This window comes from Pseudomonas sp. NPDC096950 (assembly GCF_044762525.1).
GTDB lineage: Bacteria > Pseudomonadota > Gammaproteobacteria > Pseudomonadales > Pseudomonadaceae > Aquipseudomonas.
The window spans coordinates 37319-56900 of the sequence record NZ_JBIWEL010000014.1 but is presented as its reverse complement, the minus strand read 5'-3'; the positions used below and the strand labels follow the sequence as shown (position 1 = coordinate 56900).

13 protein-coding genes are annotated in these 19582 nt (G+C 60.9%); 2 read left to right on the top strand and 11 right to left on the bottom strand.

The features are described 5' to 3' along the window. Positions 1 to 253: 253 nt before the first annotated feature. Positions 254 to 991, top strand: a complete 738-nt coding sequence (locus ACIQY3_RS20765; protein WP_403022853.1) for a substrate-binding periplasmic protein — start codon at positions 254 to 256, stop codon at positions 989 to 991. A 182-nt stretch (positions 992 to 1173) separates the two neighbouring features. Here ACIQY3_RS20765 and yccS read toward each other — a convergent pair whose 3' ends face one another. The 9 genes from yccS to betI form a co-directional block, all read right to left on the bottom strand. Then, positions 1174 to 3357, bottom strand: coding sequence for a YccS family putative transporter (yccS, locus tag ACIQY3_RS20760; protein WP_403022850.1), 2184 nt, complete (start codon positions 3355 to 3357; stop codon positions 1174 to 1176). A 232-nt stretch (positions 3358 to 3589) separates the two neighbouring features. Then, complete coding sequence (locus tag ACIQY3_RS20755; protein ID WP_403022848.1) at positions 3590 to 4768, bottom strand: NAD(P)/FAD-dependent oxidoreductase; 1179 nt, start codon at positions 4766 to 4768, stop codon at positions 3590 to 3592. 144 nt (positions 4769 to 4912) lie between these two features. After that, a complete protein-coding gene (gene dbpA, locus ACIQY3_RS20750) occupies positions 4913 to 6298 on the bottom strand; it encodes an ATP-dependent RNA helicase DbpA (RefSeq protein ID WP_054044240.1) in 1386 nt (461 codons plus the stop codon). A 57-nt stretch (positions 6299 to 6355) separates the two neighbouring features. After that, entirely contained in the window at positions 6356 to 7783 is a 1428-nt protein-coding gene (gene mdtD, locus ACIQY3_RS20745) for a multidrug transporter subunit MdtD (protein WP_403022843.1), read from the bottom strand. Between the two features lie 155 nt (positions 7784 to 7938). Beyond that, positions 7939 to 9276: a TldD/PmbA family protein gene (locus ACIQY3_RS20740; RefSeq protein WP_403022840.1), complete on the bottom strand. Its 1338-nt coding sequence runs from the start codon at positions 9274 to 9276 to the stop codon at positions 7939 to 7941. Next, positions 9276 to 10718, bottom strand: a complete 1443-nt coding sequence (locus ACIQY3_RS20735) for a TldD/PmbA family protein (protein ID WP_403022837.1) — start codon at positions 10716 to 10718, stop codon at positions 9276 to 9278. The genes ACIQY3_RS20740 and ACIQY3_RS20735 overlap by 1 nt, the downstream gene beginning before the upstream one ends. Positions 10719 to 10985: 267 nt before the next feature. Next, complete coding sequence (gene betA, locus ACIQY3_RS20730) at positions 10986 to 12689, bottom strand: choline dehydrogenase (RefSeq protein WP_403022834.1); 1704 nt, start codon at positions 12687 to 12689, stop codon at positions 10986 to 10988. Between the two features lie 154 nt (positions 12690 to 12843). Next, positions 12844 to 14316: a betaine-aldehyde dehydrogenase gene (gene betB, locus ACIQY3_RS20725; protein ID WP_054616884.1), complete on the bottom strand. Its 1473-nt coding sequence runs from the start codon at positions 14314 to 14316 to the stop codon at positions 12844 to 12846. Positions 14317 to 14423: 107 nt separating this feature from the next. Further along, the gene (gene betI / locus ACIQY3_RS20720; protein WP_403022830.1) at positions 14424 to 15017 is read right to left on the bottom strand and encodes a transcriptional regulator BetI; all 594 of its coding nucleotides are present in this window, start codon (positions 15015 to 15017) and stop codon (positions 14424 to 14426) included. A 379-nt stretch (positions 15018 to 15396) separates the two neighbouring features. Here betI and ACIQY3_RS20715 point away from each other — a divergent pair, with 379 nt between their 5' ends. Further along, positions 15397 to 17346, top strand: coding sequence for a BCCT family transporter (locus ACIQY3_RS20715; protein WP_403023187.1), 1950 nt, complete (start codon positions 15397 to 15399; stop codon positions 17344 to 17346). A gap of 201 nt (positions 17347 to 17547) precedes the next feature. On the opposite strand, the gene choV is transcribed toward ACIQY3_RS20715, so the two are convergent. After that, on the bottom strand, positions 17548 to 18726 hold the full coding sequence (gene choV / locus ACIQY3_RS20710; protein ID WP_054044233.1) for a choline ABC transporter ATP-binding protein: 1179 nt from the start codon (positions 18724 to 18726) through the stop codon (positions 17548 to 17550). Further along, positions 18723 to 19568: a choline ABC transporter permease subunit gene (choW, locus tag ACIQY3_RS20705; RefSeq protein ID WP_054044232.1), complete on the bottom strand. Its 846-nt coding sequence runs from the start codon at positions 19566 to 19568 to the stop codon at positions 18723 to 18725. Before choW ends, choV begins: the two co-directional genes overlap by 4 nt. Positions 19569 to 19582: the final 14 nt, after the last annotated feature.

Genomic DNA, 19582 nt, shown 5'->3' with positions numbered 1-19582 from the left:
AGATTCCTTGAACAACGTGCTCCAGATACTAAGCGCCCCGACGAAAGATGTCTTGATGGCTGAGAAATCTGTGACATAGGCCAAAATGCCATCATTCATTTCGCGCGGCGTTGTCTTCTTTGTGTAATCTGCAATCAAGCGCTGTGCAGTGGCTTCAATGAGCTAAGGTTTAGTACCGCCAGGCCGGTATTTGAGTCTTGGAGTTTTGGCTGAAAAACACGCCGGGCAGCCCGCCCGCTAAGGATTTTCTAGCATGCCGCGATTGCATCGAGCCTTTGCTTTGATTGGATTGCTGTTGCTGACACAGAACGCGGCGGCGGAAAAGCTGCGTCTGGTGGCCGATGCCTGGCCTCCGTTTACCGATGCCACGCTGGTCAACGGTGGCCTGGCGACCGATATCGTCAGCACGGCGCTGGCCCGGGCCGGCTATGCCAGCGACTTCGAGCAAGTGCCCTGGGCGCGTGCCTTGCTCGGCGTAGGCGAGGGCCGCTACGACGTACTGGTCAACGCCTGGTACAACGACGACCGCACGAAGCTCGGGCAATTCTCCTCCGAGTACCTGCTCAACCGCGTGCGTTTCATCAAGCGCAAAGACGCGCCCATCGAATACAACAACCTGCAGCAACTGCACACCTACCCGATCGCGGTGGTGCGCGGGTATGCCTACTCGCCAGAGTTCGACGAGGATGCGGCGCTGCAAAAAATCCCGGTGCATAACTTCGCCATGGCCGTGCGCATGCTCGCGGCCGACCGGGTCAAGCTGACCCTGGAAGATGAGTTCGTCGCCCGCTATTACCTGGCCCGGGAATCGTCCAAGGTGCGCAATTCCGTCGAATTCCTGCCCAAGCCGCTGAGTGAAAACAGCCTGCACATTCTGGTCAGCCTGAAGAACCCGGAGCATGAGCAGATTGTGGCGGGGTTTGATCGGGAGATTGCGGCGATGAAGGCGGATGGGAGTTATGAGCGGTTGATGAAGCAGCATGGAATGTAGAAGGGCAGCGGTAAGTTTCAAGCTTCAAGCGGCAAGTTGATCGGTGGGGTTGCTGCTGACGCCTTCGCGAGCAAGCCCGCTCCCACATTGGATTGAGGGTGTGTCTGCAATCCTGGACACAACACAGATCCCCTGTGGGAGCGGGCTTGCTCGCGAAGAGGCCCGCCCGGTCACTGCGACACTCAATCCTCGCTCGTATCCTTGATCAAATGCGCCGCCAACGTCCGCAACGGCCCCAACTGCCGGCAGATCAACGCCAGCTGCGTCTGCACCAGCCGTTGCCCTTCATCGATCTCATCCGGCATCTGCTCCAGCTCATTGGCCAGCGCCTCTTCCGCATCGCTCTGAATCGCAATCGGCAGTTTGCTCGCCAAGCCTTGGGCGATTTCATCGATGCTCGCCGCGAGACTCACCCCGGCACCGTCGATCAAATGCTCGCGCACATCCTGTGGCAATTGGGTTTCACGGTGCGCACCGAGGCCTGACAGGTAGCTCAGCAACGTGTGGGACAACACCAGAAAACGGAAACCGACATCCGCTTCCTTCCGGAAATGCCCCGGCTCCATCAGCATGTTCGCCAGCGTCGTCGAGAGCGCCGCATCGGCGTTGTGCGCATTGCGCCGGGCCAGGCGATAGGCCAGGTCATCACTTTTGCCGGCGGCGTATTGCTGCATGATCTGGCGCAGGTAAATGCTGTTGCAGGTCAGGGTGTTGGCCAGCACCTTGTTCAGGCGTCGACCCTGCCAGTCCGGCAGGAACAGGAGTACCGCGAGCCCGGCGATCAGGCTGCCGACCAGGGTATCGAACAGGCGCGGCAGGAACAGCCCGTAACCGTCGCCGACCTGGTTGAAGCAGAACAACACCATCAAGGTGATGGCCGCCGTCGCCAGGGTGTAGCGGGTGGTGCGGTTGATAAAGAACACCACCCCGGCGGCAATGGCGAAGCATGACTGCACCAGCGGACTCGGGAACAGGTCGAACAGCGCCCAGGCCAGGGTCAGGCCGATGGCGGTGCCGATGATCCGTTGTCCGAGTTTGCGCCGGGTTGCGCCGTAGTTTGGCTGGCAGACAAACAGCGTGGTGAGGATGATCCAGTAACCCTGGGACGGGTGGATCAAATGCACCATGCCGTAGCCGATGCTCAACGCCAGGGGCAAACGCAGGGCGTGGCGGAACAGCAACGAGGTTGGCGTCAGCTGCGTGCGCAAGCGCAGCCACACATCCTTGAGGTTGCGCGGCGAACGGTCGAGCAGGCTGCTGTCGGTGGCGTCAGCGAGGGCATCGGGGTTGCTGGCGTCGCTGAGCAAACGGTCGAGGGTGCCGAGGTTGGCCGCCAGTGCGCGCAAGGAACGCAGCAGCCCACGCCAGGCCGGGTTGCTCTGGATGCGCAGGTGTTCGAGGGAGGCGTGCAGGTCGCCCAGGGCTTCGGCGAAGCTGGCGTCATAGACGAAGGGCTGGCGCATCTGTATCGATTCGGCCAGGGCGCGGCAGGCTTTGCCTTGCTGGCGCAGCAGGCGCTGGCAGCGGAACATTACGTCGCTGTGGAAGAACGCGTCGGCCAGGGCGTTGTAAGGGTAGTGCGATGAACTGGCGCGCTCGTGGATGTCCTGAGCGAGGAAGTACAGCTTGAGGTAACGACTGACTTTCGAGCCCGGCCGACCGTTGCCGACCCGGTGCAGAATGATTTCCTTGGCGACGTTCAGCGCTGCCACCACCCGGCCGTTTTGCTGGGCCAATTCCAGGCGCCGCGCTTCCACGTCCATCTGCCGGATCGGTTCGAACAGCGACGATTTGAGCTTCAGGTACAAACCCAATTCACGGAACAACCGCGCCAGGCTCTGCTGCACCGGCTGGTTGGAAAACATCGCCTGCCACAGCACCGAGAGCAAACCGTACCAAGCCGCGCCCGCCACCAGCAGCACCGGTTCGTGCCAGAAATCAGTCACTGCGCCACCGCGCTGGTCCACGCCGATCATGGTGTAGACCGACAGAATCAACGTCGCCGAAGCAATCGCGCCATAGCGTTCGCCGAGGGCGCCGAGCATGGTCAGGCCGAAGGCAGCCAACGCCAGGGCGATGATAAAGATGATGGGGTAGGGGAAGAGTAATTCGACGGAGAACGCGGCAACGCTGAAACACACCAGCGTCACCGCCAGCGCGTTGAGACGGCCCTGCCAACTGTCGTCGGTCTCGGCCAGGGCGCTGGCGATAATGCCCAGGAACAACGGGATCAACAGCCCCATTTCATCCTGATACCAACAAACGGCCATGCTGCCGGTCAGGGCGATGAACACCCGCACGCTGTAGCTGAATTTATCCAGCGCCCAGAGGCGACGTAGAGACTGACTAAATGGGGTCGATGACATGAAGTGCGAGGGCCTTCCGAGGCGATGACGCTAAATTGAGCCAGTAATGACGCCGACGCAATGGCGCCGATCACATCTGACAGCAAAATCTGTTCCTTTACCGGTCACCACATCACCCGTGTGGGAGCGGGCTTGCTCGCGAAAGCGGTGTGTCAGTCAATAGCTATGGCGACTGACAGATTGTATTCGCGAGCAAGCCCGCTCCCACATTTGATTTGTGTGCGCCCTGACGTCAGACGTACTGTGCGGCGGCGTAACCCGACGCCCACGCCCACTGGAAGTTGAAGCCGCCCAGATGCCCGGTGACGTCGAGCACTTCGCCGATGAAGTACAGGCCAGGGCTTTTCAGGGATTCCATGGTTTTGGACGACACTTCATGAGTATCGACGCCGCCCAGGGTCACTTCGGCGGTGCGGTAGCCTTCGGTGCCGGCGGGGACGACTTTCCAGCTCGCGAGTTTTTCGGCGATGTCGGCGATTTCCGCGTGGGTGTATTGCTTCATCGGTTTGGACACGAACCAGTTGTCCGCCAGCAGGTTGGCCATCTTCTTGGTGAAGATTTCCCCCAGCAAGGTTTTCAATTCGCTGTTCGGGCGTTCGGCCTGTTGCTGTTGCAGCCAGGTCGGTACGTCGTGGTCCGGCATCAGGTTGATTTCCACCGTGTCGCCGGATTCCCAGAACGAGGAAATCTGCAAAATCGCCGGGCCGCTGAGGCCGCGGTGAGTGAACAGAATGTTCTCGCGGAAACTCTGCTCGTTGCAGCTCACCAGGCAATCCACCGAGGTGCCGGACAGTTCGGTGCAGAGTTCTTTAAGTTGATCGGTGATGGTGAACGGCACCAGGCCGGCGCGGGTTGGCAGCAAATCGTGGCCGAATTGCTTGGCCACTTGATAACCGAAACCGGTGGCGCCCAAGGTCGGGATCGACAGGCCGCCCGTGGCGATGACCAATGATTCGCAGGTCAATTGACCGAGGGTGGTGTCCAGCAGGTAACCGTTTTCGAGTTTCTCGATGGTCTGGATCGAGGTGTCCAGATGCAGGCTGACGCCGACCTGATCGCACTCGTTGAGCAGCATTTCGAGGATGTCGCTGGATTTGTTATCGCAGAACAACTGGCCGAGTTTCTTCTCGTGGTACGGCACACCGTGTTTGGCGACCATGCCGATGAAATCCCACTGGGTGTAGCGCGCCAGGGCGGATTTGCAGAAGTGTTCGTTCTGCGAGAGGAAATTGCCCGGTTCGGTGTACATGTTGGTGAAATTGCAGCGGCCACCGCCCGACATCAGGATTTTCTTGCCGGCCTTGTTGGCATGGTCGAGCAACATCACCTTGCGCCCGCGCCCGGCGGCGGTCAGTGCACACATCAACCCTGCGGCGCCAGCGCCAATGATCACGACTTCGGTAGAGCGCAAAACGGTGTCCTCTTGATGTCTCACCACAAAACTAACTGTGGGAGCGAGCCTGCTCGCGAAGAGGTCGGTACATTCAACATTGATGTTGTCTGACAGACTGCTTTCGCGAGCAGGCTCGCTCCCACAGGGGGATGTGCGCTGTTCTTACAGAATACGCACGCGCAACGAACGACCCTTGATCTTGCCGTCGTTCAGACGCTGCAACGCCTGCTTGGCGATCCCGCGTTCCACAGCAACGTACGCCTGGAAGTCGAAAATCGCGATCTTGCCGACTTGGGCGCCCGGAATACCGGCATCGCCCGTCAGAGCACCCAGAATGTCGCCCGGGCGAACCTTGTCTTTACGGCCAGCGCCGATGCACAGCGTGCTCATCACCGGCAGCAGCGGCGCGCCGCCCTGAGAGGTGAGGTTGTCGATTTGATCCCAGCTCAACGGCGACTGCTGCAGCTTCTCGATGGCTTGGGCGCGGTGCGCTTCGGACGGGGCGACGAGGCTGATCGCAATGCCTTTCTCACCGGCGCGACCGGTACGGCCAACACGGTGAATGTGGATTTCCGAGTCACGGGCCAGTTCGACGTTGATCACCATGTCCAGCGCATCGATATCGAGACCGCGCGCGGCGACGTCGGTGGCAACCAGTACCGAAGTACTGCGGTTGGAGAACATCGCCAGCACCTGGTCGCGGTCACGCTGTTCCAGATCGCCGTGCAGGCCGACGGCGGAAATGCCTTTGGAGGTCAGGTGATCAACGGTTTCCTGGACTTGCTGCTTGGTGAAGCAGAAGGCCACGGTGGACGCAGGACGGAAGTGGCCGAGGACCTTGGTCACGGCGCTCATGCGTTCTTCCGGGGAAATTTCGTAGAAGCGCTGCTCGATCTGCGTGTCGTCGTGGAACGCCTCGGCCTTGACGATCTGCGGGTTACGCATGAACTTCGCGGCCAGTTGCTTGATGCCCGTCGGGTAAGTGGCGGAGAACAGCAGGGTCTGGCGACGCTCAGGGGTCTGGGCAATGATTTCTTCGATGGAATCGTAGAAACCCATGTCGAGCATGCGGTCGGCTTCGTCGAGGATCAGCGTGTTCAGGCCGTGCAGTACCAGCGAACCTTTACGCAAATGCTGCTGGATGCGGCCCGGGGTGCCGACGATGATGTGCGCGCCGTGCTCCAGCGAACCGATCTGCGGGCCGAAGGACACGCCGCCACACAGGGTCAGGACCTTGATGTTGTCTTCGGCACGGGCCAGGCGACGGATTTCCTTGGCAACCTGATCCGCGAGCTCACGCGTCGGGCAGATGACCAGCGCCTGGCAACCGAAGAAGCGCGGATTGATCGGGTTCAGCAGGCCGATGCCGAAGGCAGCCGTCTTGCCGCTGCCGGTCTTGGCTTGCGCGATCAGGTCCATCCCCTTGAGGATCACCGGCAAGCTTTGCGCCTGGATCGGCGTCATCTGGGCATAACCGAGGGAGTCGAGGTTAGCCAGCATGGCGGCGGACAGCGGCAAAGTATTAAAAGCGGTGGCGATGGTGGTCACGGGACTGGCCTGCAAAACAAAATGTCGCGCAGTGTATCAGTCCCGGGGCCATTCACCCTAAGGCTCGATATGTTCTTCCGGACGCTTGACGCGCCGTCCGTCTTCCTTCGAGAGCTGCGAGAAGATCGTTGCGGCCAGCATGGCCATGATTCCGACCGTCACGAAGGTCAGTTGGAACGCGCCCAACACCGTGTCTACGCCATCGTTGCCGACCTCCGCCGTAAACCCGCCGAGCAGGGCGCCGGCGCAGGCTACGCCGAGGCTCAAGGACAATTGCGCCACTACCGACAGCAAACTGTTGCCGCTGCTGGCGCTGGCGTCGTCGAGGTCGATCAGGGTCACAGTGTTCATCGCGGTGAACTGCAAGGAGTTGATCGCGCCGGCAATCGCCAGCATCACTAGCAACAGCCAGTACGGCGTTTGCTCGGTAACCAGGCCCAAGCTCGCCAGCATGATGCCGAGGGCCAGGGTGTTGCCGGTCAGGATGATGCGATAACCGAAGCGTTCGATCAGCGGTCGCGCCACGGACTTGGCAAACATCGCCGCCGCCGCGAGGGGCAACATACTCATCCCGGCCTGGGACGGCGAGTAACCCAACGCCACTTGCAGCAGCAACGGCACGAGGAACGGCAGGGCGCCGCTGCCCAGTCGGGCGAACAGGTTGCCGAGGATGCCGACGGCAAACGTCCGGGTCTTGAACAGCGACGGCGCGAACAGTGGATTTTCGATGTGCCCGGCCCGCAGCCAATACGCCGCCAGACACGCCATGCCGCCGAACAGCAGCAACATCACCCGCAGGTGCGGCAGGTGCAGTTCGCCGAGGCCTTCCATGGCGATGGTAATCAGCACCATCGCCGCGCCGAACAGCAGGAACCCGAGCCCATCGAACCGCGTGCGTTCGCTGCCGCGCAGGTCGGGGATGAATTTCCACACGGCGTAGCAACCGATCACGCCGACCGGCAGGTTGATCAAGAAAATCCAGTGCCACGACAGGTATTGCACCATCCAGCCGCCGGTGGTCGGACCCAGCAACGGGCCGAGCAACCCGGGAATGGTGATGAAGCCCATGATCCGCACCAGTTCCGAACGCGGGTAGGCTCGCAGCACCACCAGCCGGCCGACGGGCAACATCAAGGCACCGCCCAGGCCCTGAATGATCCGTGCGCCGATCAGCATGGTCAGGGTGCTCGACAGAGCACAGAGCAAAGAGCCGATGCTGAACAGTAGGATGGCGCCGAAGAAGATTTTCTTGGTGCCGAAACGGTCGGCGATCCAGCCCGAAGCGGGGATCAGCAAGGCGACGGTGAGCATGTAGGCAATGATCACGCCCTGCATGCGCAGCGGGTTTTCCGCCAGGTCCAGGGCCATGGCGGGCAGGGCGGTGTTGAGGATGGTCCCGTCGAGGGACTGCATGAAGAAAGCAATGGCAACGACCCATGGCAACCAGCGGGCGGTGACAGCGTCGAGGGGTGGGCGGTTGGGCATGGGACCTCTTGCGGGAAAAAGGTGAATGCAATGTCGTGGTGAGTCGCAATCCCTGTGGGAGCGGGCTTGCTCGCGAAAGCGGTGGATCAGTCAACATTGATGTTGAAGGTGATGGCCTCTTCGCGAGCAAGCCCGCTCCCACAGGGTTTTTGTGTTTACAGGGTCAAGGTCAGTCGGCTGACGAGCGCTCCCGGCAACAACGCCGAAGCCGTCGCCCGCTGGCTGTAGGTGCTCGCCGACAGCAGCAACACGCGCTCCTGGGTCAACGCTTCCAGTTGCGAACCGAGCAGGCTGTAGGCGCTGTCATCAAAGCGCATGGTGCTCACCGGCGCCTGAATCTCGCCGTTCTCGACCCAGAACGTCGCGAACCGCGTCATGCCGGTCAGGCGTGCCGCCGGTTGGTCCGAGTAGTTCAGGTACCAAAGGTTGCTGATGTACAGCCCCGTGCCCAGTTGCTTGAGAATCTCCGCTTCCGGCAACGCGCCGGCGGCCATGTTCAGCGCGCTCGGCATTTCACCGCCACTCGCGCCGTTGGCGGTCAGGCCATATTCCGCAGCACTGCGCGAGCTGACCATTTGCGCGCCAGCCTTGCCTGCGACGATCAAGCCCAAATCACTGCGCGGATAGCCTTCGCCGGAAAACGCCGGGCTCAGGGAACCGCTGACTTTCTCATCGACGGACACCAACGGGCTGAACGACTGATCCCCCGCGTAGAGCTTCTGCAACGGACTGTTCTTGCTGGCAATCGACTGCGCCGAAAAACCGCCCCAGCCCAGCATGTCCATGATTTCTTCCATGGCGGCCGGCGCGAGGTAAGCGCGGTACTGCCCCGGTGCCAAGGTGCGTAACGGTCGGCCGAGAAACGCCAACTGCTCGCGCGCCAAGGCAAAGCGCTTGGCAAAACCTTCGCTGTTCCAGTCGTGCCCGGCGTAACTGGCTTTCACGGCTTGGCCGTTGTCATGGAACAGACTGAAGTCGAAGTTGAAGCTGTTGGCCTGATGCCAACCGAACGCACCCGAAGAACTGGCGAAGCCACGGCTGATCGGCCCGGCGGCGTAGAAACCCACCAGGTCCAGCCCTTCGGCGGCCTGGGTGATTTCGGCGACGACCTGCTCGGTGTCCGGCAGTGGGTGGTCCTGCAGGTTCTTGCTCTGCCAGCCGTTGTGGTTGAGCAGCAGATAAGGATCCGCGGGCAGCAGCGGCAAGGTTTCGCGCAGTTGTTGCAGGCCTTCGGCCAGGCGCTGGATATCGGTTTCAGCATCGCCGGAAAGGGTGATGTTCAGGTCGGCGTGGCGACCCTCGTCGATCAGTTTGAAACCGACGCTCGCCTGCTGCACCTGCCCGGCCTGACGGACCTTGGCGTGGTTGAAACGCACGAAGGCCGAGGACTCGGCGGCGTAGCTGAGGGTGAATTGTTCCGGCTCGTGAATCGCCTCGCGCAGCCATTGGACCAGGGCTTTGAATGCGTCAGCCTGATTTTTTGCAGTGCTCATCAGGCATCTCCTCCAAACACATCAACATTGCTGAACACGCAGGCCGGCGACGCATGGCCGACGCGGATCACCTGGTTCGGTTCGCCCTTGCCGCAGTTCGGTGTGCCCAGGACCTTGAAGGTGTTGGCATCACCGACGGCGCTGAGGCTTTTCCAGAAGTGTGCGGAAATCGCCCGGTAGTTCGGGTTTTTCACCACGCCTTTGAGTTCGCCGTTTTCAATCAACTGGCCCCATTCGCAGCCGAACTGGAATTTGTTACGCGCATCGTCGATGGACCAGGAACGGTTGGTGCTCATCAAGATGCCGTTCTCGATTCCGCCGATCAGTTTTTCCAGCGGCTGATCGCCGGGCTCGATGTTCAGGTTGGCCATGCGGTCGATCGGCGGACGGTTCCAGCCACAGGCGCGGCTGTTGGCCACGCCGTCCATCCCGGCGCGGAATTGCGACAGCGCGCCGCCCAATGGACGCAGCAGCACGCCTTCCTTGATCAGGAATTGCTTGCTCGCGGCGGTGCCGTCGTCGTCATGCCCGTAGCTGGCGAGCTGTTCGGGAATGTCCGGGTCGAAGGTCACGTTGAGCAGTTTGGAGCCGTATTGCAGGCTGCCGAAGTCTTCGGCCTTGACGAAACTGGTGCCGGCGTAATTGCGCTCATCGCCGAGGATACGGTCGAGTTCCAGCGGATGGCCGATGGATTCGTGGATCTGCAGCATCATCTGGTCCGGCATCAACAGCAGGTCGCGCGGGCCTTGCGGGGTGTTCGGAGCCAGCAGCAATTGCAGCGCCTGATCGGCGATTTTCGGGCCGGCGCCGACCAGGCCGCAGCGGCTGATCACATCGAAGCCGCCCTGTTGGCCGAAGTTCTCGCGGCCCAGGGTGCGGGTCTGGCTGTCGTTGCCGTCGTAGGCGGTGACTTCCAGGCTCGGGTAGACAAAACGCTGGGCCTGGCGCAGTTCGGCGCCGGCGCTGCTGAGGTAGATCTGTTCGACGTTGGTGATGCCAATGCTCACCTGCCAGTTCACCAGGCGCTCGTCCTTGGGCACGGCGGCGGATTCGGCACCGAGCAGTTGATAGCAGTCACTCAGGGACGGAAAGGGCTGGTCGAGGTTTGGCGATAGATAATCGGCGCGGTCGCTGGAAACACGCTGCGCGCTCAGGTCGAGCAAGGCATGGGGCTTGAGGCGGCAGGCTTGTTGCTCGGCTTTTTCCAGCGCAGCTTGCAGGCCTTGTTGCGACAGGTCGTTGGTCGCGGCATAGGCTTCGACGCCGTTGACCCGCACAGTCAACATCGCGCCTTCATCACGGCTCAGGCTCGGCGGTTCGGCGACGTTCTTGCGCACCGAAAGGTATTGGCCGGACTCGCGGACATAACGCAGCGAAAAGAATTCAGCGCCCGTGCGCAAGGCAGCAAAGCGCTGCTTGAGCTGGGGGTGGAAATCGAACATTCGAAAACCTCCTTGGAATGGAGAAGCGGCGTATCGGTACGGCGAGGGGGGTGAAACGTTTGAGTGGCGCTAGATTAGGCCTGCGCGGGGGGTAGGATCAAGCTTGGAGAGGTGTAGGAAGGGATTACCGGGGTGTGTCAGAGGGTTGTGCATTGTTTGTTCGGGCCCCTTCGCGAGCAAGCCCGCTCCCACATTGGATCTGTGGCGTTCACAAAACCAATGTGGGAGCGGGCTTGCTCGCGAAGGCAGCACCGCGGTGTAACGGTATTACTGAGCAGTAGGACTCACATCCCGCATCGGCTTGCCACGCACCGGTGCATCACCGGCCACGAAGTAGGCAGCCGTGCTACGCGGCAATGGCTGACGACCACGGATCTTGTCGGCGATTTTCTCGGCGATCATGATCGTTGGCGCGTTCAGGTTGCCGGTGGTGATGATCGGCATGATCGAGGCATCGACCACCCGCAGGCTTTGCATGCCATGCACACGACCTTCAGCGTCAACCACGGCCATGTCGTCGGTGCCCATTTTGCAGGAGCAGGACGGGTGGAACGCGGTTTCGGCGTGTTCGCGGATGAACTGGTCGAGCTGCTCATCGGTTTGCACGTCGATGCCCGGGCTGATTTCGCGGCCACGGAAGGCGTCCAGTGCAGGCTGTTGCATGATTTCACGGGTCAGGCGGATGCCGTCGCGGAATTCCTGCCAGTCTTGCTCGGTGGCCATGTAATTGAACAGGATGCTCGGGTACTCGCGCGGGTCCTTCGACTTGGCCTGGATGCGACCACGGCTTGGCGAGCGCATGGAACCCATGTGCGCCTGGAAGCCGTGTTCTTTCACGCCGTTGCTGCCGTTGTAGTTAATCGCAACCGGCAGGAAGTGGTACTGAATGTTCGGCCAATCGAATTCTTCGCGGGTGCGGATGAAACCGCCGGCTTCGAACTGGTTGCTGGCGCCGATACCGGTGCCGTTGAACAGCCACTCGGCTCCAATGGCCGGTTGGTTGTACCAGAGCAGCGACGGGTACAGCGACACCGGTTGGGTGCAGGCGTATTGCAGGTACAACTCAAGGTGATCCTGCAGGTTTTCGCCGACGCCTGGCAGGTCGTGGACCACCGGGATATCAAGTTTCTTCAGCAGTTCGGCCGGGCCGACGCCGGAGCGTTGCAGGATTTGCGGCGAAGCGATGGCGCCGGAGCACAGCAGCACTTCTTTGCGCGCCGTGGCTTCAACGCGCTCTTCAGCGGCACCGATCAGGTAACGCACGCCGACCGCACGCTTGCCTTCGAACAGGATCTTGTCGGTCAGGGCGTGGGTGACGATGGTCAGGGTCGAGCGCTTCTTGGCGACGTCCAGGTAACCGCGAGCGGTGCTGGCGCGACGGCCGTTCGGCGTCACGGTACGGTCCATCGGGCCGAAACCTTCCTGCTGGTAACCGTTCAGGTCTTCGGTGCGCGGGTAACCGGCTTGTACGCCTGCTTCAACCATCGCGTGAAACAGCGGGTTGTTGCCGGCTTTTGGCGTGGTCACACTGACCGGACCGTCGCCACCGTGGTAGTCGTTCGGGCCGATGTCGCGGGTTTCGGCCTTGCGGAAATACGGCAGGCAGTCGAGGTAGGTCCAGTTTTCCAGACCTGGCAGTTTCGACCAGTTGTCGTAGTCCATCGCGTTGCCGCGGATGTAGCACATGCCGTTGATCAGCGAAGAACCGCCGAGGCCCTTGCCGCGACCGCATTCCATCCGGCGACCGTCCATGTGTGGCTCTGGATCGGTTTCGTAGGCCCAGTTGTAGCGACGGCCTTGCAGCGGGAACGCCAGGGCCGCCGGCATTTGCGTGCGGAAGTCGAGACGGTAATCCGGGCCGCCCGCTTCGAGCAGCAGGACGGTGACGCCTTCGTCTTCAGTCAGACGGGTCGCCAGGGTGTTACCGGCCGAGCCGGCACCGATGATGATGTAATCGTATTCTTGGGACATTAAATGCACCCTCTTTGAAGTTGGTCAGGTCATGGCCATGGCGAGTGCTGCGCACTCTTTCGCGAGCAGGCTCGCTCCCACAGGGAATCGCAGTGCCCTTGTGGGAGCGGGCTTGCTCGCGAAGACGGCCTCGCGAGCGCTACAAAGCTCGGGCTTAGAAAACCGAGGCGTAATCGCCCAGTTCGACCTGTACCGATTTGATGCGTGTGAAGTTGTTCAGCGAAGTGATGCCGTTCTCACGGCCCACGCCCGACTGCTTGTAGCCGCCGACCGGCATTTTCGCGTCGGACTCGCCCCAGGCGTTGATCCAGCAGATACCGGCTTCCAGTTGATGAATCACGCGGTGAGCGCGGTTCAGGTCCTTGGTGACGATACCGGCGGCCAGGCCGAACTCGGTGTCGTTGGCGCGACGGATCACTTCTTCTTCGGTGTCGTAGGTCAGGATCGCCATGACCGGGCCGAAGATTTCTTCGCGAACGATGGTCATTTCGTCGGTGCAATCGGTGAACACGGTCGGTGCCACGAAAGCGCCTTTGGCCAGGTCGCCTTCGGTCAGGCGGGAGCCGCCGCACAGCACGCGAGCGCCTTCTTCCTTACCTTTGGCGATGTAGCCCAGCACGCTTTCCATGTGGGCGAAGCTGACCAGCGGACCGAAGTTGGTGTTCTCGTCTTCCGGGTTGCCGATGCGGATGCGCGCAACGCGCTCAGCGATCTTGGCTTCGAAAGCGGCTTTCAGGTGCGTCGGTACGAACACGCGAGTGCCGTTGGTGCAGACCTGACCGGAGCTGTAGAAGTTGGCCATCATTGCGGTGTCGGCGGCGCGATCGAGGTCGGCGTCGTCGAAAATGATCAGCGGGGATTTGCCGCCCAGTTCCATGGTGACTTCTTTGAGCGAAGAGCTCGAAGCGCTGGCCATGACCTTCTTGCCGGTGTCGGTGCCGCCGGTGAAGGAAATTTTTTCGATACGTGGGTGCTCGGTCAGCCAGGTGCCGACTTCACGACCGCTGCCGGTCAAGACGTTGAACACGCCCGCTGGTACGCCGGCTTCGGTGTAGATCTCGGCCAGTTTCAGGGTGGTCAGCGAAGTGACTTCGCTTGGCTTGAAGATCATCGCGTTACCGGCGGCCAGGGCCGGTGCGGATTTCCACAGGGCGATCTGGATCGGGTAGTTCCATGCGCCGATACCGGCCACGACGCCCAGCGGCTCGCGACGGGTGTAGACGAACGAGGTGGTGCGCAGCGGGATTTGCTCGCCTTCGATGGCGGGCACCAGGCCTGCGTAGTATTCCAGTACGTCAGCACCGGTCACGATGTCGACGTATTTGGTTTCGGAGAACGACTTGCCGGTGTCCAGGGTTTCCAGGGCGGCCAGTTCATCGTTGCGCTCGCGCAGGATGTCCACGGCGCGACGCAGGATGCGAGAACGCTCCATGGCGGTCATGGCGGCCCAGATTTTCTGGCCCTTTTCGGCGCTGACCACAGCGCGTTCGACGTCTTCTTTCGTCGCACGCTGTACTTTTGCGAGGACTTCACCGTTAGCCGGGTTGATGGCTTCGAAGGTGGCGTCGCTGCTGGCGTCGGAGTAGCCGCCATCGATGTAGAGTTTTTGCAGTTCGAAACGGGCCATAGTGTCCTCGCAAGTGCATAAGTGGTTGGCGTTGGTCACTGGGCGTGCCGTGTCGCGATGGCGACGCTGGTCAGTGACGGTTCAGGGGCTGAGCGGTTATGTGTGCTCTAGCTCACCTGCTTGGCCAATTGGAAATCCATGTATTCGTAAGCGATGCGGTGCGCCTGCTCAGTGTCGAAAGCATCTCCCGACAGGGCGCCGCGCAACCACAAACCGTCGATGAGGGCTGCCAGGCCTCGAGCTGCACTGCGCGCATCATCGAGCGGCAATGCACGGCGGAACTGGCAGCACAGGTTGGAATACAGGCGGTGATCGTTGATCCGCTGCAACCTGTGCAAAGACGGGTGGTGCATGCTGGTGGCCCAGAAGGCCAGCCAGGTTTTCATTGCCGGGCCATTGACCTGGCTGGCGTCGAAGTTGCCTTCGATGATCACTTGGAGGTGCGCCCGCGGGCTGCTGTCCTCCAGCGCCTGACGGCGCGCAGTGACGTTCTCGCTGAGGACACTCATCAGATACTGCGCCGTGGCAGCGATCAGGCCGTTCTTGTCCTGAAAATAGTGACTGATGATGCCATTCGAGACACCGGCCAAACGGGCGATCAGCGCAATGCTGGCGTCCCCCATTCCGACCTGATCGACAGCCTGCAATGTGGCTTCGATCAATTGCTGGCGGCGGATGGGTTGCATACCGACCTTGGGCATCTTGCACATCTCCTTAGGCCTTCCGACGGACGAAAAACGTCTATCGGATTGAGGGCCAGTCTATTTTGTTTTGATTGAACGTTCAATCAACAAAGAATAAGATCTGCGACAATTCGTCGCTGCCTACAGGTTTTTCCTACGTGTAGTCGGCGGAAAAACGACATCTGAAAACGCTCGAAACCCCCGCGCACAGGCGCTCAAAGGCTTCGGGCTTTTTTCGGGCTGTCTTTATATCACCCGCCGGTCGGCTGCCAACTAACCGATTGGTCGGGTAACGCGTTGCCTTGTGTTCTTCTCCCGCACTGCCCGGAGCATCTGTGCCATGAGTTCTGCCTCTCTTATAAAGACCCCACCCGAGAAGGTGACGGTCAACGGTTGGGTGTTCTACACCTCTACCGCGTTGATCCTGTTGTTGACCGCCATTCTGATCATCGCCCCGCAAGAGGCGGGCCGGTTGCTCGGCATCGCCCAGGCCTGGCTGTCCCGCAGCTTCGGCTGGTACTACATGGTGGTGATCGCCGCCTATCTGGTCTTCGTCGTTGGCCTGGCGTTTTCGTCCTACGGCAAACTCAAACTGGGCAGCAAGGACGACACCCCGGACTTCAGCTACGGCGCCTGGGCGGGGATGCTGTTCTCGTCGGGTATCGGCATCTCGCTGCTGTACTTCGGTGCTTCCGAGCCGCTGGACCATTATTTCAACCCGCCGGAAGGCGTAGCCGCCAGCAACATGGCCGCGCGTCAGGCTGTGCAATTGACGTTCCTGCACTGGGGCCTGCATGGCTGGGCGATCTACGCGCTGGTCGGCTTGGCCGTGGCGTACTTTGCTTACCGTCACAACCAACCGCTGGCGTTGCGTTCGGCGCTGTATCCGCTGGTGGGCGAGCGTTGGGTCAAAGGCGCGGCCGGGCATGCGGTGGACGGCTTTGGCATGTTCGTGACCCTGCTGGGGCTGGTGACGAACCTGGGGATCGGTTCGCTGCAAGTGTCGTCGGGGCTGGAAAACCTGTTCGGCATGGAGCACAGCAACACTAACCTGCTGATCGTGATCATCGTGATGAGCACCGTGGCGACCATCGCTGCCGTGTCGGGCGTGGAAAACGGTATCCGCCGTCTGTCCAACCTCAACATCGTGCTGTTCAGCGGTTTGCTGATTTTTGTGCTGTTGTTCGGCCCGACGCTGCACCTGCTCAACGGCTTCGTGCAGAACATCGGTGACTACCTGAACGGCGTAGTGCTGAAGACTTTCGACCTGTACGTATACGAAGGCGACAGTGAGAAGTCCGACCGCTGGTTGGGCCTGTGGACCCTGTTCTACTGGGCCTGGTGGATTTCCTGGGCCCCATTCGTGGGCATGTTTATCGCGCGTATTTCCCGTGGTCGCACCGTGCGTGAGCTGGTGGCCGGCGTGCTGCTGATCCCGCTGGGTTTCACCCTGGCGTGGCTGTCGATCTTCGGTAACTCGGCCCTGGACCTGGTGATGAACCATGGGGCGGTGGAGCTCGGGAAGACGGCGCTGGAACAGCCGTCCATGGCGATCTATCAACTGCTTGAGCATTACCCGGCGTCGAAGATTGTGATCGGCGTGTCGATCTTCGTCGGTTTCGTGCTGTTCCTGACTCCGGCGGATTCCGGCGCGGTGATGATGGCCAACCTTTCCTGCAAGGGCGGCAACGTTGACGAAGATGCCCCGCACTGGCTGCGGATCTTCTGGTCGGCGGTGATCACCCTGGTGACCATCGGCCTGCTGTTCGCCGGTAACTTCGAAGCCATGCAAACCATGGTGGTGCTGGCCGGTCTGCCATTCTCGGTGGTGCTGGTGTTCTTCATGTTCGGCTTGCACAAGGCGATGCGCCAGGACATGCAGATCGAACAGGAGCAAGCGGAGCTGGCAGCGCGCGGTCGTCGTGGTTTCAGCGAGCGTCTGACCCAACTGGACCTGCAACCGAACCAGTCGATCGTGCAGCGCTTCATGGACAAGCAAGTCAGCCCGGCGCTGGAAGATGCGGCGGTGCAATTGCGCGCCCAGGGCCTGGACGTGCAAACCTTGCTGGGCAAGTCCAAGCGTTGCATGGGCGTGCGGATCGAGATGGAAGAGGGCAACCCTTTTGTCTACGAAGTGAGCCTGGATGGCTACCTGGCAGCGGCGAGCGACACGGTGTCGGCGGAAAGCGCCGATGAACCCCGCGCACGTTACTACCGCGCCGAGGTGTACCTGCACAACGGCAGCCAGGACTATGACTTGATGGGCTTCACTCAGGATCAGATCACCCGTGACGTGCTCGATCAGTTCGAAAGCCATCGGCAGCTCCTTGGCCGTGTCTATAGCTGATATTTGAAAGGGGCGCGGTGTTTCGGTCTGAAGCACCGCGTCGTGTTCTTCGCGAGCAAGCCCGTTCCCACATTGGAATGCATACCCCCTGTGGGAGCGGGCTTGCTCGCGAAGGGGCCATCAGCCACAACACTGAATGACCCGATATCCGCGTAAACAAAAACGCCGCGATCCTCTCGCGGCGTTTTTGTGTGTGTTGCCTTAGCCCAGGTTCTTGCCGAGCAGCGCGTGGTAGAGCTCGCTGTCGCCGAGAATCCCGACCACTTTGTTGTTGTCGTGCAGCACCAGTTTGTTGCCGGTCTGGTAACGAATCTGCAGTGCATCGCGCATGCCGATGTTGGAGTCCACCAGCGTTGGCCGACGGCCCAAACCTTCAACCGCTTGCCCTGGAACCCAGTTCTGCAGGTCGAGGGCCGCACCGTTCTGGCGTGCACCCTTGATGGTGTTGCCTTCGGCCAGGTCCAGCCACGAATCGCCGCCCGGATCCAGGCACACCGAACCGTTGATGCGTTTGCAGTTGTCGAGGGTGCGCATCAGGCTGCGACCGCACAGCACGTTCAGCGGATTGGTGTGGGCCACGAAGGTCCGCACGTAATCGTCCGCCGGGTTCAGCACGATCTCTTCCGGCACGCTGTACTGCACGATGCGTCCGTCTTTCATGATCGCGATGCGGCTGCCAAGTTTCAGTGCTTCATCAAGGTCATGACTCACGAACACGATGGTCTTGTTGAGCTTGCTTTGCAGTTCCAGCAGTTCGTCTTGCAGGCCTTGGCGGATCAGCGGGTCGAGCGCCGAGAACGGTTCGTCCATCAGCAGGATGTCGGCGTCCATCGCCAGCGCACGGGCCAGGCCCACGCGTTGCTGCATACCGCCGGAGAGTTCATCAGGCTTCTTGTTGCGCCACTGGGTCAGGCCCACCAGCTCAAGCTTGTCGTCCACCAGTTTGCGCCGTTCTTTCTCGGGGCGACCCTGCATTTCCAGACCGAAACTGATGTTCTCGCGCACCGTCAGCCAAGGCATCAGGGCGAACTTCTGGAACACCATCGCAATGCGCTTGGTGCGCATCATTTTCAGTTCTGCCGGGGTGCAAGACGCGATGTCGATCTGCTTGCCTTCGTGCTCGACAAACAACTTGCCACGGCTGACGGTGTTGAGGCCGTTGATACAACGCAGCAGGCTGGATTTGCCGGAGCCGGACAGGCCCATCAATACGCAGATTTCGCCTTTTTCGATGTCCAGGCTGGCTTTTTCAACGCCGACGATCTGCCCGGTCTTTTTCAGGATCTGGTCGCGGGTCATGCCCTGGTCGAGGAGTTTGAGCGCCTCACGCGGATCTTTGGAGAAGATCACGTCGACGTCTTCGAAGCGAATAATGCTCATGCGTCACCCCCTACTTTAGCGTCGGGTTGTTTGCAGATACGGTCGAGCATGATCGCCAGCAGTACGATTGCCAACCCGGCTTCGAAGCCCAGGGCGATATCGGCGGTGTTCAGTGCGTTGACCACGGGTTTGCCCAGGCCATCGGCGCCCACCAGTGCAGCGATCACCACCATCGACAACGACAGCATGATGCACTGGGTGATACCGGCCGCGATGCTTGGCATGGCGTGGGGCAGTTCGATACGCGAGAGCAGTTGACGGCGCGAACAGCCGAAGGCTTTGCCGGCGTCCATCAGTTCTGCGGGAACATCACGGATGCCCAGGTAAGTCAGGCGGATCGGCGCGGCAATCGCGAACACCACCGTCGAGATCAGGCCCGGGACCACACCCAGCCCGAAGAGGGTCAGGGTAGGAATGAGGTACACGAAGGTCGGCACGGTCTGCATCAGATCGAGCACCGGACGCATCAGTGTGTAGAACATCGGTTTGTGCGCGGCGACGATGCCCAACGGCACGCCGATGATCACGCAGACGAAGGTGGCAAACAGCACCTGGGCGAGGGTTTCCATGGTTTCCTGCCAATACCCCAGGTTGAGGATCAGCAGGAAGGAGGCGATGACGAAAACGGTCAGCCCCCACTTTCGTTGAATGAAGTGTGCCAGTAGCGCGATGAGGCCGATCAATGCCAGCGGGTTGAACCAGGTCAGCGCGAACGTCACGCCGTGGATCATCGTTTCCAGTGTCACGGCGATTGCGTCGAAGGTGTTGGCGCCGTGTTGCGTCAACCATTCAACGAAGCCCGCGATGTACTGGCCTAAGGGGATTTTCTGATCAATCAGCATGGTAGTGAACGTCC

Excerpts from the sequence above, each read along its gene's own strand:
- ACIQY3_RS20765 (WP_403022853.1), top strand. The coding sequence starts at position 254 with ATGCCGCGATTGCATCGAGCCTTTGCTTTGATTGGATTGCTGTTGCTG.
- yccS (WP_403022850.1), bottom strand. The coding sequence starts at position 3,357 with ATGTCATCGACCCCATTTAGTCAGTCTCTACGTCGCCTCTGGGCGCTG.
- mdtD (WP_403022843.1), bottom strand. The coding sequence starts at position 7,783 with ATGCCCAACCGCCCACCCCTCGACGCTGTCACCGCCCGCTGGTTGCCA.
- ACIQY3_RS20740 (WP_403022840.1), bottom strand. The coding sequence starts at position 9,276 with ATGAGCACTGCAAAAAATCAGGCTGACGCATTCAAAGCCCTGGTCCAA.
- ACIQY3_RS20735 (WP_403022837.1), bottom strand. The coding sequence starts at position 10,718 with ATGTTCGATTTCCACCCCCAGCTCAAGCAGCGCTTTGCTGCCTTGCGC.
- betA (WP_403022834.1), bottom strand. The coding sequence starts at position 12,689 with ATGTCCCAAGAATACGATTACATCATCATCGGTGCCGGCTCGGCCGGT.
- betB (WP_054616884.1), bottom strand. The coding sequence starts at position 14,316 with ATGGCCCGTTTCGAACTGCAAAAACTCTACATCGATGGCGGCTACTCC.
- betI (WP_403022830.1), bottom strand. The coding sequence starts at position 15,017 with ATGCCCAAGGTCGGTATGCAACCCATCCGCCGCCAGCAATTGATCGAA.
- choV (WP_054044233.1), bottom strand. The coding sequence starts at position 18,726 with ATGAGCATTATTCGCTTCGAAGACGTCGACGTGATCTTCTCCAAAGAT.
- choW (WP_054044232.1), bottom strand. The coding sequence starts at position 19,568 with ATGCTGATTGATCAGAAAATCCCCTTAGGCCAGTACATCGCGGGCTTC.